Annotated in this window: 20 protein-coding genes; 13 read left to right on the top strand and 7 right to left on the bottom strand. The window is 66.5% G+C overall.

The genetic code is table 11. The features are described from left to right. The first annotated feature begins 1 nt into the window (after position 1). From rplT to C8J47_RS11085, 6 genes are all read left to right on the top strand, one after another. Complete coding sequence (rplT, locus tag C8J47_RS11110; protein ID WP_056054375.1) at positions 2–367, top strand: 50S ribosomal protein L20; 366 nt, start codon at positions 2–4, stop codon at positions 365–367. Positions 368–733: 366 nt separating this feature from the next. Then, positions 734–1063 (top strand): GIY-YIG nuclease family protein, encoded by a 330-nt coding sequence (locus tag C8J47_RS11105; RefSeq protein WP_121885696.1) that lies wholly within the window; start codon positions 734–736, stop codon positions 1061–1063. Between the two features lie 22 nt (positions 1064–1085). Then, positions 1086–2180 carry a phenylalanine--tRNA ligase subunit alpha gene (pheS, locus tag C8J47_RS11100; RefSeq protein WP_183129092.1) on the top strand — a complete coding sequence of 365 codons (1095 nt, stop codon included), beginning with the start codon at positions 1086–1088 and terminating at the stop codon, positions 2178–2180. Beyond that, positions 2177–4615, top strand: coding sequence for a phenylalanine--tRNA ligase subunit beta (pheT, locus tag C8J47_RS11095; protein ID WP_121885694.1), 2439 nt, complete (start codon positions 2177–2179; stop codon positions 4613–4615). The genes pheS and pheT overlap by 4 nt, the downstream gene beginning before the upstream one ends. 267 nt (positions 4616–4882) lie before the next feature. Next, the gene (locus C8J47_RS11090; RefSeq protein ID WP_121885871.1) at positions 4883–5764 is read left to right on the top strand and encodes an aldose 1-epimerase family protein; all 882 of its coding nucleotides are present in this window, start codon (positions 4883–4885) and stop codon (positions 5762–5764) included. Positions 5765–6090: 326 nt separating this feature from the next. Beyond that, positions 6091–7659, top strand: a complete 1569-nt coding sequence (locus C8J47_RS11085; RefSeq protein ID WP_056054389.1) for a peptide chain release factor 3 — start codon at positions 6091–6093, stop codon at positions 7657–7659. A 127-nt stretch (positions 7660–7786) separates the two neighbouring features. On the opposite strand, the gene C8J47_RS11080 is transcribed toward C8J47_RS11085, so the two are convergent. The 5 genes from C8J47_RS11080 to rpmF all read right to left on the bottom strand — a co-directional run bounded on the left by C8J47_RS11080 (position 7787) and on the right by rpmF (position 10791). Next, positions 7787–8173: a MerR family transcriptional regulator gene (locus tag C8J47_RS11080; protein ID WP_121885693.1), complete on the bottom strand. Its 387-nt coding sequence runs from the start codon at positions 8171–8173 to the stop codon at positions 7787–7789. A gap of 8 nt (positions 8174–8181) precedes the next feature. After that, the gene (locus C8J47_RS11075; RefSeq protein WP_404969217.1) at positions 8182–8484 is read right to left on the bottom strand and encodes an integration host factor subunit alpha; all 303 of its coding nucleotides are present in this window, start codon (positions 8482–8484) and stop codon (positions 8182–8184) included. Positions 8485–8576: 92 nt separating this feature from the next. Then, a complete protein-coding gene (locus tag C8J47_RS11070) occupies positions 8577–9545 on the bottom strand; it encodes a beta-ketoacyl-ACP synthase III (protein ID WP_121885692.1) in 969 nt (322 codons plus the stop codon). Beyond that, entirely contained in the window at positions 9542–10570 is a 1029-nt protein-coding gene (plsX, locus tag C8J47_RS11065; RefSeq protein WP_056054397.1) for a phosphate acyltransferase PlsX, read from the bottom strand. Before plsX ends, C8J47_RS11070 begins: the two co-directional genes overlap by 4 nt. Before the next feature lie 41 nt (positions 10571–10611). Then, positions 10612–10791, bottom strand: coding sequence for a 50S ribosomal protein L32 (rpmF, locus tag C8J47_RS11060; protein ID WP_056054400.1), 180 nt, complete (start codon positions 10789–10791; stop codon positions 10612–10614). A 215-nt stretch (positions 10792–11006) separates the two neighbouring features. Between rpmF and C8J47_RS11055 the strand changes: the two genes are divergently transcribed. Together C8J47_RS11055 and C8J47_RS11050 are read left to right on the top strand one after the other, a co-directional pair. Continuing rightward, positions 11007–11450 (top strand): MAPEG family protein, encoded by a 444-nt coding sequence (locus tag C8J47_RS11055; RefSeq protein WP_121885691.1) that lies wholly within the window; start codon positions 11007–11009, stop codon positions 11448–11450. Continuing rightward, positions 11447–13072: a M28 family metallopeptidase gene (locus C8J47_RS11050; RefSeq protein ID WP_121885690.1), complete on the top strand. Its 1626-nt coding sequence runs from the start codon at positions 11447–11449 to the stop codon at positions 13070–13072. Before C8J47_RS11055 ends, C8J47_RS11050 begins: the two co-directional genes overlap by 4 nt. A 195-nt stretch (positions 13073–13267) precedes the next feature. On the opposite strand, the gene C8J47_RS11045 is transcribed toward C8J47_RS11050, so the two are convergent. Continuing rightward, positions 13268–13927, bottom strand: a complete 660-nt coding sequence (locus C8J47_RS11045) for an MBL fold metallo-hydrolase (RefSeq protein ID WP_121885689.1) — start codon at positions 13925–13927, stop codon at positions 13268–13270. An 80-nt stretch (positions 13928–14007) separates the two neighbouring features. Between C8J47_RS11045 and pabB the strand changes: the two genes are divergently transcribed. From pabB to msrA, 4 genes are all read left to right on the top strand, one after another. Then, on the top strand, positions 14008–15768 hold the full coding sequence (gene pabB / locus C8J47_RS11040) for an aminodeoxychorismate synthase component I (protein ID WP_183129091.1): 1761 nt from the start codon (positions 14008–14010) through the stop codon (positions 15766–15768). 50 nt (positions 15769–15818) lie between these two features. Then, positions 15819–17018 carry a pyridoxal phosphate-dependent aminotransferase gene (locus tag C8J47_RS11035; RefSeq protein ID WP_121885688.1) on the top strand — a complete coding sequence of 400 codons (1200 nt, stop codon included), beginning with the start codon at positions 15819–15821 and terminating at the stop codon, positions 17016–17018. A 210-nt stretch (positions 17019–17228) separates the two neighbouring features. Continuing rightward, positions 17229–17378 (top strand): hypothetical protein, encoded by a 150-nt coding sequence (locus C8J47_RS19185; protein WP_165895481.1) that lies wholly within the window; start codon positions 17229–17231, stop codon positions 17376–17378. A gap of 63 nt (positions 17379–17441) precedes the next feature. After that, positions 17442–18101, top strand: coding sequence for a peptide-methionine (S)-S-oxide reductase MsrA (msrA, locus tag C8J47_RS11030; RefSeq protein WP_121885687.1), 660 nt, complete (start codon positions 17442–17444; stop codon positions 18099–18101). 144 nt (positions 18102–18245) lie between these two features. Here the strand turns inward: msrA and pdeM are convergent, their stop codons facing one another. Continuing rightward, entirely contained in the window at positions 18246–18908 is a 663-nt protein-coding gene (pdeM, locus tag C8J47_RS11025; protein WP_121885686.1) for a ligase-associated DNA damage response endonuclease PdeM, read from the bottom strand. A gap of 226 nt (positions 18909–19134) precedes the next feature. On the opposite strand from pdeM, the gene C8J47_RS11020 reads away from it, so the two are divergent. Beyond that, positions 19135–21051 (top strand): potassium transporter Kup, encoded by a 1917-nt coding sequence (locus tag C8J47_RS11020; protein WP_259467510.1) that lies wholly within the window; start codon positions 19135–19137, stop codon positions 21049–21051. The last annotated feature ends 134 nt before the right edge of the window (positions 21052–21185 follow it).

Below are 21185 nucleotides of genomic sequence, written 5' to 3'. Positions count from 1 at the left end.
AATGGCACGCGTAAAACGGGGTGTTACCACCCGCGCCAAGCACAAGCGTATTTTGGTTCAGGCGAAGGGCTATTATGGCCGTCGCAAGAACACCATCCGCATCGCCCGTCAGGCCGTCGAGAAGGCCGGACAGTACGCTTATCGCGACCGCAAGGTTAAGAAGCGCACGTTCCGCGGCCTCTGGATCCAGCGCATCAACGCCGGCGTCCGCGCCGAGGGTCTGACGTATTCGCAGTTCATGCACGGCGTGAAGCTGGCAGGGATCGAACTCGACCGGAAGGTCCTGGCCGACATCGCCATGCACGAAGGCGCTGCATTCAGCGCGATCGTCGCTCAGGTGAAGGCGGCTCTTCCCCAGGCCGCGTAATTCGCGACTGAGGTGAGTTTCGGGGAGGGCGTCGGTGGGAGACCACCGGCGCCCTTTCTGCGTTTGGGGTATGTTCTGAGCGTTGGTGGAACGCGAGGTTTCGCCATGCAAACCGCAACCGCAACCGCAACCGCAACCGCAACCGCAACCGCAACCGCAACCTCAATCCTCGATCCCTAACCTCCGTTCCGCCTAAACCCCCATCCGTCATCCCGGCGAACGCCGGGACCCACGGTTACGGCGGACCCGGCGATAACGTGCTACCATCACCCGGCCCGCTACCGTGGGCCCCGGCGTCCGCCGGGATGACGGGGGTGTTGATGATGGATCAAACGATCCGGCACACGGGCACAAGGGGAGCACGAAATGCGCGAGACCTTTCAGCCGTGCGTCTACATCCTCCACTCCCGCCGCCACGGCACGCTCTACATCGGCGTCACGTCGAATCTCCTCGCAAGGCTGGTTCAGCACCGAGAGGGGTTGATCCCCGGCTTCACTCGCCGGTACGGCATCAAGCGTCTCGCCTATTACGAGATGTTCGACACGATGGAGGCCGCGATCGTTCGCGAGAAGCGGCTGAAGGAGTGGCGAAGAGCGTGGAAGATCGACCTGATCGAAGCGCGCAACGAAAATTGGGACGATCTGGGTATCGGCCTCGGGCTGCCCCGCCTAACCGAACCCGCCCTGGGAGTATGACGTGACGCAAGACCTGAACCAGATGCGCGACCACATGCTGACGGCGATCGCCGCCGCATCCGGGCTCGACGCGCTCGATGCGTGCCGGGTCGAGGCGCTCGGCAAGCAGGGCACGATCACCGCGCTGCTCAAGACGCTCGGCAAGATGACCCCCGACGAGCGCCTCGTCCAAGGCCCGCAGATTCAGGGCCTCCGCGAAGCCGTCGCCAACGGCATCGCCGAGCGCAAGGCCACGCTCGAACGCGCCGCGCTCGACGCGCGCCTCGCCAGCGAAACGCTCGACATGACGCTCCCCGCCGACGCCACGCCCGCCGGCACGATCCACCCCGTCAGCCAGGTTATGGATGAACTCGCCGAGATCTTCGCCGACTTGGGCTTCGCGGTCGCGACCGGTCCCGAGATCGAGACCGACTGGCATAATTTCACCGCACTCAACATCCCCGAGACGCACCCCGCGCGCGCGATGCACGATACCTTTTACCTCCAGCAGGGGATCGACGCGAAGACCGCCGGCACCGCCGACGAAAAGACGACCTTCTCGCTCCTCCGCACGCACACGTCGCCGGTGCAGATCCGCACGATGTTGAGCCAGAAACCCCCGATCCGCATCATCGCCCCCGGCCGCACCTACCGTTCGGATTCCGACGCCACGCACACGCCGATGTTCCACCAGGTCGAGGGCCTCGTGATCGACAAGGGCATCACGCTCGGCCACCTGAAATGGACGCTCGAGACGTTCGTGAAGGCGTTCTTCGAGCGCGACGACATCGTGCTCCGGATGCGCCCCAGCTATTTCCCGTTCACCGAGCCGTCGGTCGAGATCGACGTCGGCTACACGCTCGTGAAGGGCAAGCGCGTCGTCGGCGGCGCCGAGCCCGATGGCTGGCTCGAGATCCTTGGCTCGGGTATGGTCCACCGCAAGGTCATCGAAGCCTGCGGGCTCGACCCCGACGAATGGCAGGGCTTCGCGTTCGGCTGCGGCATCGACCGCCTCGCCATGCTCAAATACGGCATGGACGACCTCCGACCGTTCTTCGACGGCGATATCCGCTGGCTCAAGCATTACGGCTTTTCGAGCCTCGACGTCCCCACCTTGTCCGGCGGAGTCGGCGCATGAAGTTCACGCTCAGCTGGCTCAAGCAGCACCTCGAAACCACCGCCACGCTCGACCAGATCGTCGAGGCGCTGACCCGCATCGGCCTCGAAGTCGAAGGCGTCGAGAACCCCGGCGAGAAGCTCGCCGCGTTCAAGATCGCCAAGGTGCTCAGCGCCGAACGCCATCCGCAAGCCGACAAGCTCCAGATCCTGTCGGTCGATGCCGGTAACGGCCCGCTGCAGGTCGTCTGCGGCGCCCCCAACGCGCGCGCCGGGCTGGTCGGCGTTTTCGGCGCACCCGGCGCGTATGTCCCCGGCCTCGAGGTGACGCTGAAGCTGGCCAGCATCCGCGGTGTCGAGTCCAACGGCATGATGTGCTCGACGCGTGAGCTGGAACTCGGCGAGGATCACGACGGCATCATCGAACTGCCCGAAGACGCGCCGATCGGCACGCCGTACCCCGACTATGCCGGCCTGACCGACCCGGTCATCGACGTCGCGATCACACCCAACCGCCAGGACTGCATGGGCGTCCGCGGCATCGCGCGAGACCTCGCCGCCGCCGGCCTCGGCACGCTCACGCCGCTGACGTTTGACGCGTTCACGAGCGAGGGCGCGGGCCCCGACGTCCGCACCGACGACACCGCCGGCTGCCCCGCCTTCTTCGCCCAAACCGTCACCGGCGTGACCAACGGCGAGTCCCCCGAGTGGATGCGCCGCAGCCTCATCGCGATCGGCCAGAAGCCCATCTCCGCGCTCGTCGACATTACCAACTACCTGATGATCGATCTCGGCCGCCCGCTGCACGTCTACGACCGCGCAAAGCTCTCCGGCGGCCTCGTCGCGCGCAAGGCGAAGCACGGCGAGCAGGTCGTCGCGCTCAACGGCAAGACCTACACGCTCGACGCGACCATGACCGTCATCGCCGACGACGCGGCCGTGCACGACATCGGCGGCATCATGGGCGGCGAGCATTCGGGCGTCTCGGCGGACACCACCGACGTGCTGATCGAATGCGCGTATTTCGATCCCGACCACATCGCGCGCACCGGCCAGAAGCTGACCCTTACCTCCGACGCGCGCAGCCGCTTCGAACGCGGCGTCGATCCGGCGTTCCTCGACGACGGCCTCGCGATCGCCACCGCGCTCGTGCTCCACATCTGCGGCGGCACGGCGAGCGACGTCACGCGCTCGGGCGAACCCCCGCTCGAACCCCGCGTGATCCACTACGATCCGCGCTTGAGCGCAGACCTCGGTGGCCTTCACGTCGCCCCCGAACGCCAGGCGCGGACATTGTTGTCGCTCGGCTTCACGATCGGCGCGATCCAGTCCGCCGACGCGTTCAGCGACGCGCTGTTCTCGACGATCGAGGGCAAGTGGCCGGTCACGATCCCGAGCTGGCGGCGTGATGTCGACGGTCCTGCCGACCTCGTCGAGGAAGTCGTCCGGATCGAGGGCATCGACAATATCCCCTCGACGCCGCTCCCGCGCATGCCCGGCGTCGCCAAGCCGACCGCCACGCCCGAGCAGAAGCTCGAACGTCGCGCGCGTCGCGCGGCGGCGGCCCGAGGGCTCGACGAGGCGGTAACGTGGAGCTTCCTCTCCGAAACCGAAGCAGCCCCCTTCGGCGGCGGTGCCTGGACGCTCGCCAACCCGATCAGCGAAGACCTGAAAGTCATGCGCCCGTCGCTGCTCCCCGGCCTGCTCGCAGCGACCGGCCGCAACCTCAAGCGTGGCCAGCAGAGCGTCCGCCTGTTCGAGATCGGCCGCCGCTACCTCGCGGATGCCGAACGCGCGACCTTGGGCGTGGTCCTAGCAGGCGACCGCCGCCCCCGCGGCTGGCGCGATGGGAAAGCGGCGACCTTCGACGCTTATGACGCGAAGGCCGAAGCTCTGGCGCTTCTCGCCGCCTCGGGCGCGCCCGTCGACAACCTGCAAGTCATGCCTGTCCTGAGTGCAGCCGAAGGGGGTGAAGCGGGCGACGCATGGCACCCCGGCCAGTCCGGCACGCTCCGCCTCGGACCGAAGACGGTGCTGGCAAGCTTCGGCATGCTCCACCCGTCGGTGCTAAAGGCGTTCGACCTCGACGGCGCGGTCGCCGCAGTAGAAGTCTACCTCGACGCGATCCCGCCAAAGCGCGCCACTGGCTTCGCGCGTCCGGCCTATACCCCGCCAGCACTCCAAGCCGTCCGCCGCGACTTCGCATTCCTCGTGCCGGCGGCGCTCGCCACCGACACGCTGGTCCGCGCGGTCAAGGGCGCCGACAAGGTCGCGATCGTCTCGGCCCGCGTGTTCGACGTGTTCACCGGGCAGGGCGTCGAAGAGGGCCACAAGTCGGTCGCGGTCGAGATCGTCCTGCAACCGACCGCCAAGAGCTTCACCGACGAAGAGATCAAGGCGATCGCCGACAAGGTGGTCGCCGCGGCTGCCAAGCAAGGCGCAACCCTCCGCGTCTGAGCGTGCCCTCACCCTTCCCACGGCCAAGCAGCCGCGGGCCCCTTCCCTCTCCCCCGAGGGGAGAGGGAGAGACGCCAAAGGCGGCGAGGGTGAGGGCACGCGCTGGCGTCCTCCTCAAAGGATCACCCTTCTTTCGTCATCCCCGCAGAGGCGGGGATCCAGACGGGCTAACCAAGCGATTCCATCGACAGCGTCGCCACTCTGGATCCCCGCCTCTGCGGGGATGACATGAAGGGCATAGACCGTTCGACCGTCACGGAGACAGAGATGACCGACCTGATCACGATCGCCAACGACCACCTCACCGCGCAGATCAACCCGCACGGTGCCGAACTCACCCATCTCCACGACGCCGACGGCGGCGAACTGATGACCAACGCCGACCCGGCCTTCTGGACCGGCCACGCGCCGATCCTCTTCCCCGTCGTCGGCGTCGTCAACGAAGGCGTCATCCGCCTCGACGGCCAGGCCTACCCGATGCAGAAGCACGGCTTCGCGCGCCATTCGACGTTCGACGTCGTCGCGCAGTCGGAAAGCTCCGCCACCTTCCGCCTCACCGACAGCGAGGAAACCCAGAAGGCCTACCCGTTCGCGTTCGCCCTCGACATCGTCTTCACGTTAGACGGCGCGACGCTGACGCTCGAAGCGCACATCCACAACCGCACCGACGCTGCAATGCCGGCGAGCTTCGGCTTCCACCCCGCCTTCGCCTGGCCGCTCCCCTACGGTGAACCCCGCGCAGACCACCGCATCACGTTCGACGCCGACGAACCCGGCAAGCTGAAGGCGATCAGCCCCGACGGCCAGATCGCCGTCGACGAGCGCCCCTCGCCGGTCGAGGACCGCGTCATCGCCTTGCGCGACGAACTGTTCGCCAAGGATGCGCTGGTGTGGGACCCGATCCATTCCGACGCCGTCACCTATGGCGCCACGACCGGCCCGCAGTTGCGGATCGCCTTTCCCGATACGCCGAAGCTCGGCATCTGGACCAAGCCCGGCGCGGCCTATGTCTGCGTCGAGCCCTGGCACGGGATCGCCGACCCCGAAGGCTATACCGGCGATTATCGCGACAAACCCGGTGTGTTCGAGATCGCTGCGAGGGGTACGAAGCGCATCGAAATGAGCGTGACGCTGGTCCAGGAGCACTGACGAACTCCCCTCCCTGAAAGGGAGGGGCAGGGGGTGGGTCGGTTTCCGCATCACGGCACGGGTGCGACCAAAGCTGACCTACCCAACCCCTCCCTTCCAGGGAGGGGAGAGCGTTGCGTTTGGGGAGCAAAGTCGCTCCTGCCACCGGTCCTCATCAAGGCCCCCTCTGTCCTACACGCCCCGCATCTGCCAATAGCACGCGATGATCGCTGCATGCCTCCTCCTCCCGATCCCGCCGCGTCCCGCGCGGGAAGGGGATTGCGAGCGGCACGTAGCCTGAACTTCCTTACCTTCCGAGCCCAGACTCGGCGCACCGGACCCACGCCATGACCCAATTTCCCCGCCGCACCTTCGCGATCATCTCGCATCCCGATGCCGGCAAGACCACGCTGACCGAGAAGCTCTTGTATTTCGGCGGCGCGATCCATCTCGCCGGCGAAGTGAAGGCGCGCGGCCAGACCCGTCGCGCCCGCTCCGACTGGATGAAGATCGAGCAGCAGCGCGGCATCTCGGTCACCTCGTCGGTGATGACGTTCGAGCGCCAGGGGATCACCTTCAACCTGCTCGACACGCCGGGCCACGAAGACTTCTCCGAGGACACGTATCGCACGCTGACCGCGGTCGACTCGGCGGTCATGGTGATCGACGCCGCCAAGGGCATCGAGCCGCAGACGCGGAAACTGTTCGAGGTCTGCCGCCTGCGCAACGTGCCGATCATCACCTTCGTCAACAAGGTCGACCGCGAGGGCCGCGATCCGTTCTCGCTGCTCGACGAGGTGGCGGAGATGCTCCAGCTCGACGTCTGCCCGATGAGCTGGCCGGTCGGCATGGGCGGCGAGTTCGAGGGCGTCTACGATCTCTACGCCAACACGCTGAGCCGCCCCGAAGGCGACAGCCGCGAATTCATGGGCAAGGCGATCCCGTTCACCGGCATCGACGATCCCGAACTCGCCAAGATCCTCAGCCCCGAAGCCATGATCCGCCTGAACGACGAGGCCGAACTCGCACAGGGTGGCTATTCGAGCTTCGACCCCGAGGCCTATCGCGCGGGCAATTTGACGCCGGTCTATTTCGGGTCGGCGCTGAAGGACTTCGGAGTCGCCGAACTGATCGCCGCGCTCGCCGACTATGCCCCGCCACCGCGCGCGCAGCCCGCCGAGCCCGCCCCCGTCTCCCCGGACGAGCCCGAAGTCACCGGCTTCGTGTTCAAGGTGCAGGCGAACATGGACCCCAACCACCGCGACCGCATCGCGTTCATGCGGCTTTGCTCGGGCGTGTTCAAGCGCGGCATGAAGCTCACCCCGACCGGCCACGGCAAGCCGATCGCCGTCCATTCCCCCATCCTGTTCTTCGCGCAGAATCGTGAGCTGGCGGACGAGGCGTTCCCCGGCGACATCATCGGCATCCCCAACCACGGCACGCTCCGGGTCGGCGACACGCTCAGCGAGAAGGCCACGATCCGCTTCACCGGCCTGCCGAACTTCGCGCCCGAAATCCTGCGCCGCGTCGTGCTGAAGGACTTCACCAAGACCAAGCAGTTGCGCAAAGCCTTGGACGACATGGCCGAGGAGGGGGTGACGCAGGTGTTCTACCCCGACATCGGGTCGAACTGGATCATCGGCGTGGTCGGGCAGCTCCAGCTCGAGGTGCTGCTCTCGCGCCTCGACGCGGAGTACAAGGTCGCGGCCGGGCTCGAACCCGCCCCCTACGAGACCGCGCGCTGGATCACGGCGGAAGACCCGCTGGAACTGAAGACCTTCGCCGAGATCAATCGCGGCGCAATGGCCAAGGACCGCGACGGCAACCCCGTCTTCCTCGCCAAGAGCGCCTGGGAAGTGAACTACATCGCCGAGCGCTACGCCAAGATCCGCTTCGCCGCCACGCGGGAACGTTAGGACCCCTTCTTGCCCCCCTCCCTGAAAGGGAGGGGCTGGGGGTGGGTAGGCCGGCTCGTGCCACTGCCGTGCGAGCTTGTGGAAACCGACCCACCCCCGACCCCTCCCTTCCAGGGAGGGGAGAATGTCAGTCCGCCGCGAGCGCCTCGGCAAGCATGTCCCGGATCGCGCGCAACGCGGTCATCGGCGACTCCGCCCGCGCGACGATCTCGCCCGGTCCGGGAATGGCGGGTGCGCGCTTCTCCGCTCCCAGCAACTGCTGGACGCCGCGGACGGTATAGCCCTCGCGGTTCAGATACTGGTCGATCCGCCGCACCAGCGCGACATCCTCGGCACGGTAGTACCGCCGGTTGCCCGCGCGTTGCAGCGGCTTCAGCTGGGGAAAGCGCGTTTCCCAATAGCGCAGGATATGCTGCGGTAGGCCGGTGTCGCGCGACAGTTCGCCGATCGTCCGAAACGCCGCACCGGCCTTTTGCCCCCCGGCATCGGGTAGTACGTCGTCGGTATCAGGCATGTCGGGCGTCAGTCCGCCTCGACGATGCGTTCCCGCATCATCTGGCTAGCGCGGAACGTCAGCACGCGGCGCGGTGCGATCGGCACCTCGATGCCGGTCTTCGGATTACGACCGACGCGCTCACCCTTGTCGCGCAGCACGAACGTCCCGAACCCCGAAATCTTGACGTTCTCGCCCTGCGACAGCGCCCCACACATCTCGGTCAGGATCTGCTCGACGATCTTGGAGGAATCCGAGCGCGACAGCCCGACCTCCTTGTGGAGCGATTCGGCCAGATCGGCCCGCGTCAAAGTACCCGTCGTCATGTTCATCAAGCTCCCACACTCGGCGAACCTCCTACACAAGCGCGGGAGCGACCGGAAGAACTTTTGTTCTACAAGCGAATCGAGATGATTCGAAAGGATTAGAAGCGGATAACCGCGGCACCCCAGGTGAACCCGCCGCCCATCGCCTCTAGTACGACGATCTGTCCTTGTCGGACACGTCCGTCGCGCACGGCGACGTCCAAAGCGAGTGGAACCGAGGCTGCCGAGGTGTTCGCGTGCTGGTCGACGGTGACCACGACCTTCTCCGGCGCGAGGCCGAGTTTGCGCGCGGTGGCATCGAGAATCCGTGCATTCGCCTGGTGCGGCACCACCCAGTCGACCTGGTCCGACGACAGCCCGGCCATCGCCAGCGACTCCGTCATCACCGACGCCAGATTGGTCACCGCGTGGCGGAACACTTCGCGGCCCTTCATGCGGAGCTTGCCGACGGTGCCGGTCGTCGAGACGCCGCCGTCGACATAGAGAAGGTCGTTGTGACGGCCGTCCGCGTGCAGCTTGGTCGTCAGGATGCCGCGACCCCCTTCGTCCGCGGTATCCTGCGCCTCCAGCACGATCGCGCCGGCGCCGTCGCCGAACAGCACGCAGGTCGTCCGGTCTTCCCAGTCGAGGATGCGGCTGAACGTCTCGGCGCCGATCACCAGCGCGCGCTTGGCGACGCCGCTGCGGATCATGCTGTCAACGACCTGAACCGCGTAGAGGAACCCTGAGCAGACCGCCGCGACGTCGAACGCGACGCAGTCGTTGATGCCGAGCATCGCCTGCACCTTGGTGGCGCTGGCGGGGAAGGTCTGGTCGGGCGTCGCGGTGGCGAGCACGATCAGGTCGATGCTCTGCGCCTCGATACCGGCGGCGGCGAGCGCGCGGCGGCAAGCATCGGCGGCGAGCGTCGCGGTCGTCTCGCCTTCGCCGGCGATGTGACGAAAGCGGATGCCGGTGCGCTCGACGATCCACTCGTCACTGGTGTCGACCTGCTCCGCGAGTTCTGCGTTGGATACGCGACGGGCGGGCAGGGCGGAGCCGGTGCCGATGACCACAGACCGGATCATGCCGCCTTCTCCACGCTGCCGAGATCGTCGGCGATGCGCCGCACCAGATCGTTGCGCACCATCTTGGCGGCATTGCCGATCGCGGTCGCGACGCCGCGCTCGGTGGCGCCGCCGTGGCTCTTCACGACGATGCCGTTGAGCCCGAGAAACACAGCGCCGTTGTGATTGTTGGGATCGAGGTGATCGCGCAGCAATTCGGTCGCCGGGCGCGAGATCAGGAAGCCGAGCTTCGACCGCACCGAACTGCGGAACGCGCGCTTGAGCAGGTCGGCGACGAATCGCGCGGTGCCCTCGGCGGTCTTCAGCGCGATGTTGCCTGAAAACCCGTCGCACACGACGACGTCTACCTCACCGCGCGACAGACGGTCGCCCTCGATGAAGCCGTTGAACTGCATGTCGACCGCCGGCGTCGCGCGCAGCTGAGCCGCCGCATCGCGAATCTCGTCCGTACCCTTCATGTCCTCGCTGCCGATATTCAGCAGCGCCACGCGGGGATGCGGAATGTCGAGCGCGGTACGCGCATAGGCTGCACCCATGATCGCGAACTGGACGAGGTTGCGCGCATCGCACTCGGTATTCGCACCGAGATCGAGCATGACCATGTCGGTGTCGCCGAGCGTCGGCAGACGCGCCGCGAGCGCCGGCCGGTCGATCCCGGGCAGCATCCGCAACGACAGCTTTGCCATCGCCATCAGCGCGCCGGTATTCCCCGACGACACCGCGGCGGCGGCGCGACCCTGTTTCACCAGGTCGATCGCGATGCCCATCGAGGTCTTCTTGGCGCGACGAATCGCCTGGGTCGGCTTGTCGCTCGATCCGACGACTTCCGGCGCATGGACGATCTCCGAATGCTGCGACAGGTTCGGATGGGCCTTGAGCCCCTCGCGAATCGCAGCTTCGTCGCCGACCAGCAGGAAGCGCATGCCCTCGAATTGATGACGCGCGCGGGCGACACCGGCGAGCATCACTGCCAGCCCGTCATCGCCACCCATCGCATCGACCGCGATCCAGCCGCTGTCGGGCATCGCTTATCCTTCGTTCAAGTTAGAGGTTCCGGACGGAAGCCTCAGCCCTCGATCGAGAGGATTTCACGACCGTTATAGTGACCGCACGAACCGCACAGGTTGTGGGGACGCTTCAGTTCGCCACAGTTGGGGCATTCCTGGAACGACGCGATCGTGAGCGAGTCGTGGCCACGGCGCATGCCGCGCTTGGAGGGCGAGGTTTTTCTTTTGGGGACGGCCATTTCGGCACCTTGTTCAATCTAAAGGTCGGGGCTCCGAGTACGTCCGGACACAGGACACAGGCAACCGACAAGAATGCCGGCCGCCTGAAGCAACCCATGCGGCCTGACGCTCGCGAAGCGTGGCGCTATAGCGATTTCACCCCGCGTTGCAAGCTTCCGCCCGGAGTGGCAGGGCGGGGGCCTGACAAAAGACCTGATATTCGAGGGGCAACGCCGTGATATTACCCGTAACGCTGACGATCGCCGCGGCCGCCGCCGTCGTCAACCTGTGGCTCGCCTTCCGAATCGTGCCGATGCGCGTGAAGGAGAGCGTGCTGATCGGCGACGACGGCAACCAGCGCCTGCAGGCGCGGATGCGCGCGCATGCCAACTTCACCGAATACGCGCCGTTCATCCTGATCCTGATCAGCCTGATCGAACTCGCCGGCGGATCGACGCTGTGGCTGTGGATTGCCGGCGCGGTGTTCGTGATCGCGCGAATCGCCCACGCGTTCGGTATGGACCGGACGACGTCGAGCGTGCCGCGGGCCGGGGGCGCGCTCGCGACCTGGGCGCTGATCGCGGTGCTGGCCGGGTGGGCGCTGACGATCGCGTATCAGGCGAACAGCGTACCCGCTGCGAAGACCTTCCAGGTCGTGCCGTCGGGTGGCCGGGCATGAGCGCGTTTCGTTTATGGGGTGCCGCCACGCTGCTGGCTGCTTCACCGGCCGCCGCGCAGGTATCGCCAGAGCGGTTGTCCGCCGACGTGAAGACGCTCGCCTCCGACTCGTTCGAAGGCCGTGCGCCCGGCACCCCTGGTGAGACCAAGACGATCGCCTGGCTGATCGCGCAGTTCAAGGCGATGAAGGCACAACCCGGCGGCCCGAACGGCAGCTGGACGCAACCCGTGCCGCTCGTCCACACCCGGATGGGCTCGGGCACCGTCCGCGCCGGCGACACCGCGCTGGTGCAGGGGCGTGATGTCTATCTGAGCACGGTCCGCGGGGTCGACCGCGTCGCGATCGCTAAGGCGCCGATGGTGTTCGTCGGCTACGGCGTCAGCGCGCCCGAGCGCGGCTGGGACGACTTCAAGGGCCTCGACCTCAAGGGCAAGGTGGCCGTGTTCCTCGTCAACGATCCCGATTTCGAGGCGGTCCCAGGCGACGATGCGAAGGGCAAGTTCGGCGACCGCCGGATGACCTATTACGGTCGCTGGACGTATAAATACGAGGAAGCCGCGCGACGTGGCGCGGTTGGCGCGCTGATCGTCCATGACACGGCGGGCGCGGGGTACGGCTGGAACACCGTCACCGCCCCCGCCGGCGAGAATTACGACATCGTCCGGAAGAATCCAGAGTCGCGGGTGATGCTCCAGGGCTGGCTCGAAGGTGGCGCTGCGACCCGGTTGTTTGCTGCCTCGGGCCTCGACTTGGCGGCGTTACGGAAAGCGGCGCGGCGGAGCGACTTCCGCCCGGTCGCGCTGAAGCAGGCGTTCACCACCGACCTGCCGGTCAAGCACGACACTGCCGTAAGCCAGAACGTGCTCGCCAAGCTGCCGGGCACCAGGCACGCGGACGAAGTCGTGATGTTCGGCGCGCACTGGGACGCCTACGGCATCGGTGCGCCCGATGCGCAGGGGCGCACCATCCGCCCTGGCGCCAACGACGACGGCCTCGGCGTGGCGGGCGTGCTCGAACTCGCGCGCAATTTCGCCAAGGCGCCACGGACCGACCGCAGCCTCGTCTTCGCGCTGTGGAGCGGCGAGGAGCGCGGGTTGCTCGGCTCGGAGACCTATGCGGTGAACCCGGTCTATCCGGCCGCCAAGACGGTCGCCAATTTGACGCTCGACATCCTCCAGACGGCAGGCCCTGCGAAGGACGTCATGTTGGTCGGGGCGGGTCAGAACAGCCTCGAGGACATGCTGGGCGATGCCGCCAAGGCGCAAGGTCGCGTCGTGACGCCGGAAGCGCTCCCCGAACGCGGGCTGTTCTACCGCGCCGACCATTTCTCGGTCGCCCGCCGGGGTGTGCCGACGTTGTTGCTGATGGCGATCAGCGGGGCGCCGGATCTGGTCAAGGGTGGCCGGACTGCGGGGCAGGCTTGGCTCGACGGCTATATGAAATGCTACCACCAGACGTGTGACGCATGGGGCGCCGACTGGGACCTGCGCGGTGCGGCGCAGGATGTGGACCTGTTCAAGACGATCGGCACGAAGCTAGCGAACAGCCGGTCGTGGCCCGAGTGGCGCGATGGGTCGGAGTTCAAGTCGGTGCGGGCTGAAACGGCAGGGGAGCGGAAGTAGACGACCCGTTCCTTACGCTGGCAACCACCCCGGCGAAGGCCGGGGCCCAATTGGAAAGGTCGCTGTAACGGAGCGCCCCGTCCGCCCTAATCTTGTTCCCCCGCGAAGGCGGGGGCCCAGGGGCCAAGCGTACCACCCTTGGTTGAATCTGGGCCCCCGCCTCCGCGGGGGAACAGCTAGGGTTGCAAGCCGACGCTACTCCGCCAGCGCCCGATCGCTAACGAACATATTCGTCGCCCGCTCATGCGCGAACGTGCTCGCCGGCCCGTGTCCCGGAATGAAGCTCGTATCGCTCCCCAGCGGCCAGAGCTTCTCGACGATCGACTTCACCAACACCTGATGATTGCCCCCAGGCATGTCCGATCGCCCGACCGACCCCTGGAACAGCACATCCCCCACCTGCGCGAACTTCGACGGCGCGTGGTGGAAAATCACATGCCCTTCGGTGTGCCCCGGCGTCTCGTACACATCGAGCGTAAGGTCGCCGACCGAAACCGTGTCGCCCTCGACCAGCCACCGGTCCGGCTCGAAATTCACCCCCGAAATCCCGTATTTCGGCCCATCCTGATCGAGCCGCTGCAACCAGAAACGATCCGCCTCGTGCGGCCCCTCGATCGGCACGCCGAGATCGTTCGACAACCGCTTGGCGCCTCCCGCATGATCGATATGCCCATGTGTCAGCAGGATCTTCTCGACCGTCACCCCCGCCTGTTCGACCGCAGCCATGATCCGCGGCAGGTCGCCACCCGGATCGATCACCGCCGCCTTCATCGTCTCGGTGCACCAGATGATCGTGCAGTTCTGCTGGATCGGCGTGACGGGCACGATCGCGGCGCGGAGTGGTGGATTTGTCATGCCCTCGAAATAGGATGACGCGGCGGTTGGAGCAATCGCCGCTTGCGGTTTACCCCATCGCCCGTGCAACAGTGAAGGCGATGTGGACCGCGCCCTACGTGTTGCTCGATGACGCCCGCGCGGCAGGCGCCCCGGCGAGAGTGTACCGCGACCCCGTCCGGATCGTCCGCGCCGATACGCTCGCCGAAATTCGCCCCGCATTCGACGCCCTCCGCGACGCCCGCAAGGAAGGACTGCACGCCGCCGGTTACCTGACCTACGAAGCCGGCGCCGCACTCGCCTCGAGGCCGGTCGACGTCCGCACCGAAGGCCCGCTGCTCTGGTTCGGCCTGTTCGCCGAGTACCGGACGATCGCACCCGAAGACGTTGCCGCCCTCCTCCCCGACCCCGCCGGCGCCTGGACCGGTGCGCCGCAGCCGCTGATCGACCGCGAGACCTACGACGCCAGCCTGTCGCGCGTACTCGACCTGATCGCGGCGGGCGACATCTACCAGGCCAACCTCACCTTCGCCGCCAGCGTGCCGTTCGTCGGCGACCCGCTCGCGCTCTACGCCCGGCTGCGGCGCCAGGCGAAGGCGGGATACGGCGCGCTCATCGACACCGGCGAGACGCGCTTCCTGTCGCTATCCCCCGAACTCTTCTTCGCACTCGACGGCGACACGCTCACCTGCCGCCCGATGAAGGGCACCGCACCGCGAGGCGAGACGCCCGACTCCGATCGCGCGCTCGCCGAGACGCTCGCCGCCGACCCCAAGCAGCGCGCCGAGAACCTCATGATCGTCGACCTGATGCGCAACGACCTGTCGCGCGTCGCCACCCACGTCGCGGTCCCCGATCTGTTCACCGTGGAGACCTATCCGACCGTCCACCAGATGACCTCGACCGTCACTGCGACGCTGAAACCAGACTGCGACGCGGTCGACGTCCTGACCGCGCTATTCCCGTGCGGCTCGATCACCGGCGCGCCGAAGCAACGCGCGATGGAGGTCATCGCCGAGGTCGAGCACGCGCGCGTCCGCGGCATCTACACCGGTGCGATCGGGCGGTTCGATCCGAACGGCGACGCCATATTCAATGTCGCCATCCGCACGATCGCGATCCAGGACGGCGCGGCGACGATGAGTCTCGGCTCCGGCATCGTCGCCGACAGCGTGGGCGACGCCGAATGGGACGAATGCCATGCAAAAGGCGCGTTCGTCACCGCCGGCCAGCGCCGCTTCGACCTGATCGAGACGATGGCGTTCGATCCCGACGACGGTCTGACCCGCCTCGAAGCGCATCTCGCGCGGATGAAGGCGAGTGCCCAGGCCTTGGGCTTCACCTTCGACCGCCACACCGCGCGCAACGAACTTCAGGCCGCGACCTTCCGGTTGCGCGGACCTCGCCGCATCCGTCTGTTGCTCAGCCCGTCCGGCGCGATCGCGATCGAGGCGGCGCCGCTCCCGCACTCGCCTGCTCAAGCTACGGTTGCGATCGTGCCTCTGCCGGTCGCCGCGACCGACTTCCGGCTCAGCCACAAGACGAGCGCCCGCGCCTTCTACGACGACGCCCGGAAAGCCGCGGGAACGTTCGAGGTGCTGTTCGAGGATGCCGACGGCTTCCTCACCGAAGGCAGCTTCACCTCCTTGTTTGTCCAGCGCGGCGAAGCACTCGTCACGCCGCCGCTACGGCATGGCCTGCTTCCCGGGATATTGCGAGCTGACCTCCTCGAATCGGGCCGTGCAACCGAAGCCCCGCTAACCCGAGCCGACCTGACCGCCGGATTCTTCATCGGAAATGCAGTCCGCGGGCTCATTCCCGCCATCGTTACGGTTGCGAATTCGACCGATCGGCGCGTATAGCGCCCGCGAATTCCGCGGCAACGTTCGCGGACAACCGCAAAGGTTACACCATGCACGCATCCGCCGCGCTCGGCCGCATCAGCCCCTCGCCGACGCTCGCGATAACTTCGCGCGTTCTCGAACTGAAGCGCGCAGGCGTCGACGTGATCGGGCTTGGCGCGGGTGAACCCGATTTCGACACGCCGGACTTCGTGAAGGAAGCCGCGATCCAGGCGATCCGTGACGGCAAGACCAAATACACTAACGTCGACGGCACGATCGAGCTGAAGCAGGCGATCGTCGCGAAGTTCGCGCGCGACAACAACCTCACCTACACCACCGACCAGATCAGCGTGAACGTCGGCGGCAAGCACACCCTGTTCAACGCGATGGTCGCGACGATCGATCCGGGCGACGAGGTCGTCATCCCCGCGCCGTACTGGGTCAGCTATCCCGACGTCGTGCAGTTCGCCGGCGGCGTGCCGGTGATCGTCAAGGCGGGCCCCGAGGTCGGCTACAAGCTCGATCCCGCCGCGCTTGATGCGGCGATCACGCCGAAGACCAAGTGGGTGATCCTCAACTCGCCGTCGAACCCGACCGGTGCCGGCTACACGATCGACGAGTTGAAGGCGCTCGGTGCGGTGCTGGCGAAACATCCGCACGTGTGGATCTTCGCCGACGATATGTACGAGCACATCGTCTATGACGGCTTCAAGTTCGCGACGATTGCGGAAGCCTGCCCTGAGCTGTTCGAGCGTACGCTGACCGTCAACGGCTGCTCGAAGGCCTATGCGATGACCGGCTGGCGGATCGGCTATGGCGCAGGCGCGTCGTGGCTGATCAAGGCGATGGCCAAGCTCCAGTCGCAGTCGACCTCGAACCCGTGCTCGATCGCCCAGGCCGCCGCTGTCGCCGCCCTCAACGGCGACCAATCCTTCCTCGCCGAGCGCAATACCGCGTTCCAGGGCCGTCGCGACCTCGTCGTGTCGATGCTCAACGCAATCGACGGCATGCACTGCCCGACGCCGGAAGGTGCGTTCTACGTGTACCCGTCGTTCGCCGAGCTGATCGGCAAGACGACGCCGAACGGCCGCCTGATCGACACCGACGAGGCGATGGTCGGCTATCTGCTCGACGACGCCAAGGTGGCCGTGGTGCAGGGCGCCGCGTTCGGTCTCTCGCCGGCTTTCCGGATCAGCTACGCCACGTCGGACGCGCTGCTCCGCGAGGCCTGCACGCGCATTCAGGCGGCGTGCGCCGCGCTGAAATAACGCCGGCAACAATCGAGACACGCGGCGACATCTTCCGGCAACGCTGTCGGGCGATGCCTGCTGCACGATGAACGCATCGGCCACGGCGCGTTAATCGAGAGTTTCTAAAAACGACATTGTGGTTGGCCGGCATCTCTACGACATGCCGGTCCGTAACTGACGCTGACCTATCCGGCCGGCGCCATCACTGGGTTTCATTGGGATCGCATCATGCGCAGCATCGTAAAGTCGAGTTTCTTCTGGCAGTTCAGCGGCGGTTTCGTCCTCGGCGCCATCGGCTTGCTCGCGCTGCAGCCCGCCGAAGCCCGCCAGACCTTCGCCAGCCATTTCGAGCACAGCGTTTCCGCCACCGCGCGATAACCGCCACCTGATAACTGCGGCGGCGGCCTAGCGAAGCGCAAGCGCAACCCCATGTATCAAAACATGAAAAAGCCGCTTCTCGCCACGCTCTCCGCCATCGGTATCGCTGGTACGTTTATTGCCACCGGCACCGCGCAAGGCGCTCGCGCCGTCGTCATCCCCGCCGTCAAGACCGACCTTCCCGCAACGCCCCGTACCCAGACCGCGGTGCTTGCGGGCGGCTGTTTCTGGACGATGGAAGCGGTGTTCGAGCATGTGAAGGGCGTGAAGGCCGTCACGACCGGCTATGCCGGCGGCACCAAGGCGACCGCGACCTACGACCAGGTTTCCGCCGAGACGACCAAGCACGCCGAAGCGATCAAGATCGCCTACGACCCCCGCGTCGTGAGCTACGGCACGTTGCTCCGCGTATATTTCTCGATTGCGCATGATCCGACGACATTGAACCGTCAGGGACCGGACAGCGGCACCAGCTATCGTTCGGCGATCTTCCCGCAGTCGCCCGCGCAGGCACAGGTTGCGCGGGCGTACATTGCGCAACTCGGGGCGACGCATGCGTTCTCCGGGCCGATCGTGACCAAGCTGGAGACCGGGACGTTCTATCCGGCCGAGGCGTATCACCAGAATTTCTACGACCGGAACCCGACTCATCCATATGTCGTGATGTGGGACAAGCCGAAGGTCGCGGCGTTTCGCGCGGCGTTCCCGACGATTTCTAGCTGACGGCGCCACTACCACGCGTCCACCCCGGCGAAGGCCGGGGCCCAATTGGAAAGGTTGCAGTAACGACGGACGAACCTTCGTTATAAGCCGCCCGTAATTGGACCCCGGCCTTCGCCGGGGTGGTGAAATACTCTAGGTTACGATCTAGGCTGCAACCGGAAACCGCAGCATCCGGTCGGCCACCGGCACCATCGCCTCGGCGCCGACGCCCACAGCCCGAACGATCTCCGGATGGTCCACGTCCAGCCCGCCAGTCAGCGACCCGAACGCTGGCAGGATCAGCTTCGTCGCCGTCGCCACGAAACACCGCCGCGCCACCTGCTTCCCCCGCACGCGCAACCGAAGCTTCGGATGGAAATGCCCCGACAACTCCGGCCGCGTTTCCGCCCGGTCCGCTTCATGCCGCAGTACCAGCCCGTCGACGACCACCTCGTCGACGACCTCTCCGCCACACCGATCGAGGATCGCCGGATCGTGATTGCCCGTGATCCACGTCCAGCGCGTGCCGTCGGTCATCGTCCGCAGCATGTCCTGCGCGCGCCGCGGCAGCCTCTCGCACCCTTCGCTATCGTGGAAACTGTCGCCCAGGCACCAGACTTCGCGCGCGCCGGTCACGGCGACCAGCGCGGTGAGATCGGCCAGCGTCGCGATCGAATCATACGGCGGCAGCATCTGGCCGCGTTTCGCGAACCAGCTCGCCTTCTCGAAATGCAGGTCGGCGACCAGCAGCGCATGCCGCTCTGGCCAGAACAGCGCGCCTTGCGCCAACGCCAGAAGCGTATGCTCGCCGAACGAAAAGGGAACCATTTCCTCGCCATGCCGGTGCACGCCCTGTGAATCAACCCGCCATCGCCCCAAACCAGCAGGACTTGCGCATGCCCCCAATCGGCGTAAAGCGCGCCGTCCCCTCAGGAGGAGCGCTCTTCGCGCCATGACGTCCGTCGCCGGAACACCCCAAACTGCAGTCGTGACCGAACCGTCCGCCGATAGCTCGGCTGGACAGGGGGGGGCGCAGGCGTGCGCGCCGTCGGATCTGTCCGCGGCGCATCTCCACCCGCATCCGGCGCTTGCCGCGCTGACCGTCGGCGCGATCGGCGTGGTGTTCGGCGATATCGGCACCAGCCCGCTCTATGCGTTCCGCGAGGCGCTTGGCCAGACGTCCGCGGGCGGCATCGACCCCACCGAGATCCTTGGCGTGCTCAGTCTCGCGCTCTGGTCGCTGTTCCTCGTTGTCACCGTCAAATACGTCATCTTCCTGATGCGCGCCGACAACCAGGGCGAGGGCGGCGTGCTGGCGCTCGCGGCACTCGCCCGTCGCGCGCTCGGCGTACGGTCGCGGATCGCGATCGTGCTTGGCGCGGCGGGCGCGTCGTTGTTCTACGGCGATGCGATCATCACGCCCGCCTTGTCGGTGCTGTCGGCGATGGAGGGCCTGCGGACGATTCCGAGCGCGGCGCACATCTTCAACGAAGGTGTCGTCCGTGCGCTGACGATCGGCATCCTGATCGCGCTGTTCCTGATCCAGTCGCGGGGCACGGCACAGGTGTCGAAGCTGTTCGGCCCGGTCTGCATCCTCTGGTTCGTCGCGATCGGTGCGCTCGGCATCTGGCACATTGCCGACGAGCCCTCGATCGTCCGCGTGTTCCTGCCGACATACGGCATCTCGTTCCTTGCGACGCACGGCGTCACCGGGCTGTTCGTGCTCGGCGCGGTGTTCCTGACCGTCACCGGCGCCGAAGCGCTGACCGCCGACATGGGCCATTTCGGCAGGCTGCCGATTCGAATCGGCTGGTTCTTCCTCGTCTTCCCGGCACTCGCGCTCAACTATCTCGGGCAGGGCGCGTTCGCCTTGTCGCGGCTCGAGGATGCGGCGGCGCGCGGCGTACCATTCGTTAATCAGGACTGGTTCTTCCTGATGGCGCCCGAATCGCTGCGAGCGCCGCTGATCATCCTCGCCGGCTTCGCGACCGTCATCGCCAGCCAGGCGGTCATAACGGGCGCGTTCTCGCTGACACAGCAGGCGATTCAGCTCGGCCTGCTCCCGCGCCTGCGGATCCGCCAGACCTCGGCGGTGTTCGCCGGCCAGATCTACCTGCCCGCGATCAACTGGCTGCTGCTGATCGGCGTGCTGGTGCTGGTGATCCAGTTCAAGACGTCGTCGGCGATGGCGGCGGCGTACGGCATCGCGGTGACCGGCACGATGGTCGTCACGACCTTGCTCGCGTACATCGTCGTCCGGCATCGCTGGAACTGGTCGCGCCCGCTCGCACTGACGGCGATCCTGCCGTTCCTGACGCTCGACCTGATCTTCTTCGGCGCGAACATCCTGCGCGTGATCGAGGGTGGCTGGGTCCCACTCGTCATCGCCGCGGCGATCGGGCTGATCATCTTCACCTGGGTGCGCGGCAAGAAGATCGTCAGCGCGTTCGAGAAGCGCCAGAGCATTCCGCTCAGCGATCTCGCGTCGGCGCTGGAGAAGCGTCCGCCCGAGCGCGTGTCGGGGACGGCCGTGTTCCTGACCGGCAACCCGCACGCGACGCCGGGCGCGCTGCTGCATAATCTGAAGCACAACAAGGTGCTCCACGAGCGCAACCTGATCGTTAGCATCCGCACCGCCGACCGGCCGTTCGTCGACGAAGCGTCGCGCGCGAAGGTAGAACGCGTCGACGACAATTTCTCGATCGTCGTGCTGACCTACGGCTTCATGGAATCGCCCGATGTGCCGCGCGACCTGGGGATCGGGACCAAGACCGAACAGCTCGGACTGGACCCGATGCGAACCTCGTTCTTCATCGGCCGCAACACGCTGAAGCCCGATGCGGAAAAGGGCATGCCGCCCTGGCAGGACCGGATCTTCATGTTCCTGCAACGCAACGCCAGCGACCCCACCGACTTCCTGAAGATCCCGCCGGGCAAGGTGCTCGAACTGGGCGAACAGGTCACCGTCTAAACTCCCTCGCCCCTCCGGGGAGAGGGAAGGGGCCCACGGCGCTTGCCGTGGGAAGGGCGAGGGGAGTGGGGCTAGGGAGCTCGTCCCAACTACCCCTCTCCCTTCCGTCGCCTAAGGCTCCTCCCTCCCTCTCC

The sequence above is a fragment of the Sphingomonas sp. PP-F2F-G114-C0414 genome (assembly GCF_003688595.1).
In the GTDB taxonomy this organism is placed as follows: Bacteria; Pseudomonadota; Alphaproteobacteria; order Sphingomonadales; family Sphingomonadaceae; genus Sphingomonas.
Note: the sequence above shows the minus strand (reverse complement) of the source record. Positions and strands in the feature narration are given on the sequence as shown.

Bases quoted from the DNA above. Each gene is read 5' to 3' on its own strand.
- pheT (WP_121885694.1), top strand. From the start codon at position 2,177: ATGAAGTTCACGCTCAGCTGGCTCAAGCAGCACCTCGAAACCACCGCC.
- pheS (WP_183129092.1), top strand. From the start codon at position 1,086: ATGCGCGACCACATGCTGACGGCGATCGCCGCCGCATCCGGGCTCGAC.
- C8J47_RS11090 (WP_121885871.1), top strand. From the start codon at position 4,883: ATGACCGACCTGATCACGATCGCCAACGACCACCTCACCGCGCAGATC.
- C8J47_RS11050 (WP_121885690.1), top strand. From the start codon at position 11,447: ATGAGCGCGTTTCGTTTATGGGGTGCCGCCACGCTGCTGGCTGCTTCA.
- C8J47_RS11070 (WP_121885692.1), bottom strand. From the start codon at position 9,545: ATGATCCGGTCTGTGGTCATCGGCACCGGCTCCGCCCTGCCCGCCCGT.
- pabB (WP_183129091.1), top strand. From the start codon at position 14,008: ATGTGGACCGCGCCCTACGTGTTGCTCGATGACGCCCGCGCGGCAGGC.
- rplT (WP_056054375.1), top strand. From the start codon at position 2: ATGGCACGCGTAAAACGGGGTGTTACCACCCGCGCCAAGCACAAGCGT.
- C8J47_RS11075 (WP_404969217.1), bottom strand. From the start codon at position 8,484: ATGAACATGACGACGGGTACTTTGACGCGGGCCGATCTGGCCGAATCG.
- msrA (WP_121885687.1), top strand. From the start codon at position 17,442: ATGAAAAAGCCGCTTCTCGCCACGCTCTCCGCCATCGGTATCGCTGGT.
- plsX (WP_056054397.1), bottom strand. From the start codon at position 10,570: ATGCCCGACAGCGGCTGGATCGCGGTCGATGCGATGGGTGGCGATGAC.
- rpmF (WP_056054400.1), bottom strand. From the start codon at position 10,791: ATGGCCGTCCCCAAAAGAAAAACCTCGCCCTCCAAGCGCGGCATGCGC.
- C8J47_RS11085 (WP_056054389.1), top strand. From the start codon at position 6,091: ATGACCCAATTTCCCCGCCGCACCTTCGCGATCATCTCGCATCCCGAT.
- pdeM (WP_121885686.1), bottom strand. From the start codon at position 18,908: ATGGTTCCCTTTTCGTTCGGCGAGCATACGCTTCTGGCGTTGGCGCAA.
- C8J47_RS11105 (WP_121885696.1), top strand. From the start codon at position 734: ATGCGCGAGACCTTTCAGCCGTGCGTCTACATCCTCCACTCCCGCCGC.
- C8J47_RS11080 (WP_121885693.1), bottom strand. From the start codon at position 8,173: ATGCCTGATACCGACGACGTACTACCCGATGCCGGGGGGCAAAAGGCC.
- C8J47_RS19185 (WP_165895481.1), top strand. From the start codon at position 17,229: ATGCGCAGCATCGTAAAGTCGAGTTTCTTCTGGCAGTTCAGCGGCGGT.
- C8J47_RS11035 (WP_121885688.1), top strand. From the start codon at position 15,819: ATGCACGCATCCGCCGCGCTCGGCCGCATCAGCCCCTCGCCGACGCTC.
- C8J47_RS11045 (WP_121885689.1), bottom strand. From the start codon at position 13,927: ATGACAAATCCACCACTCCGCGCCGCGATCGTGCCCGTCACGCCGATC.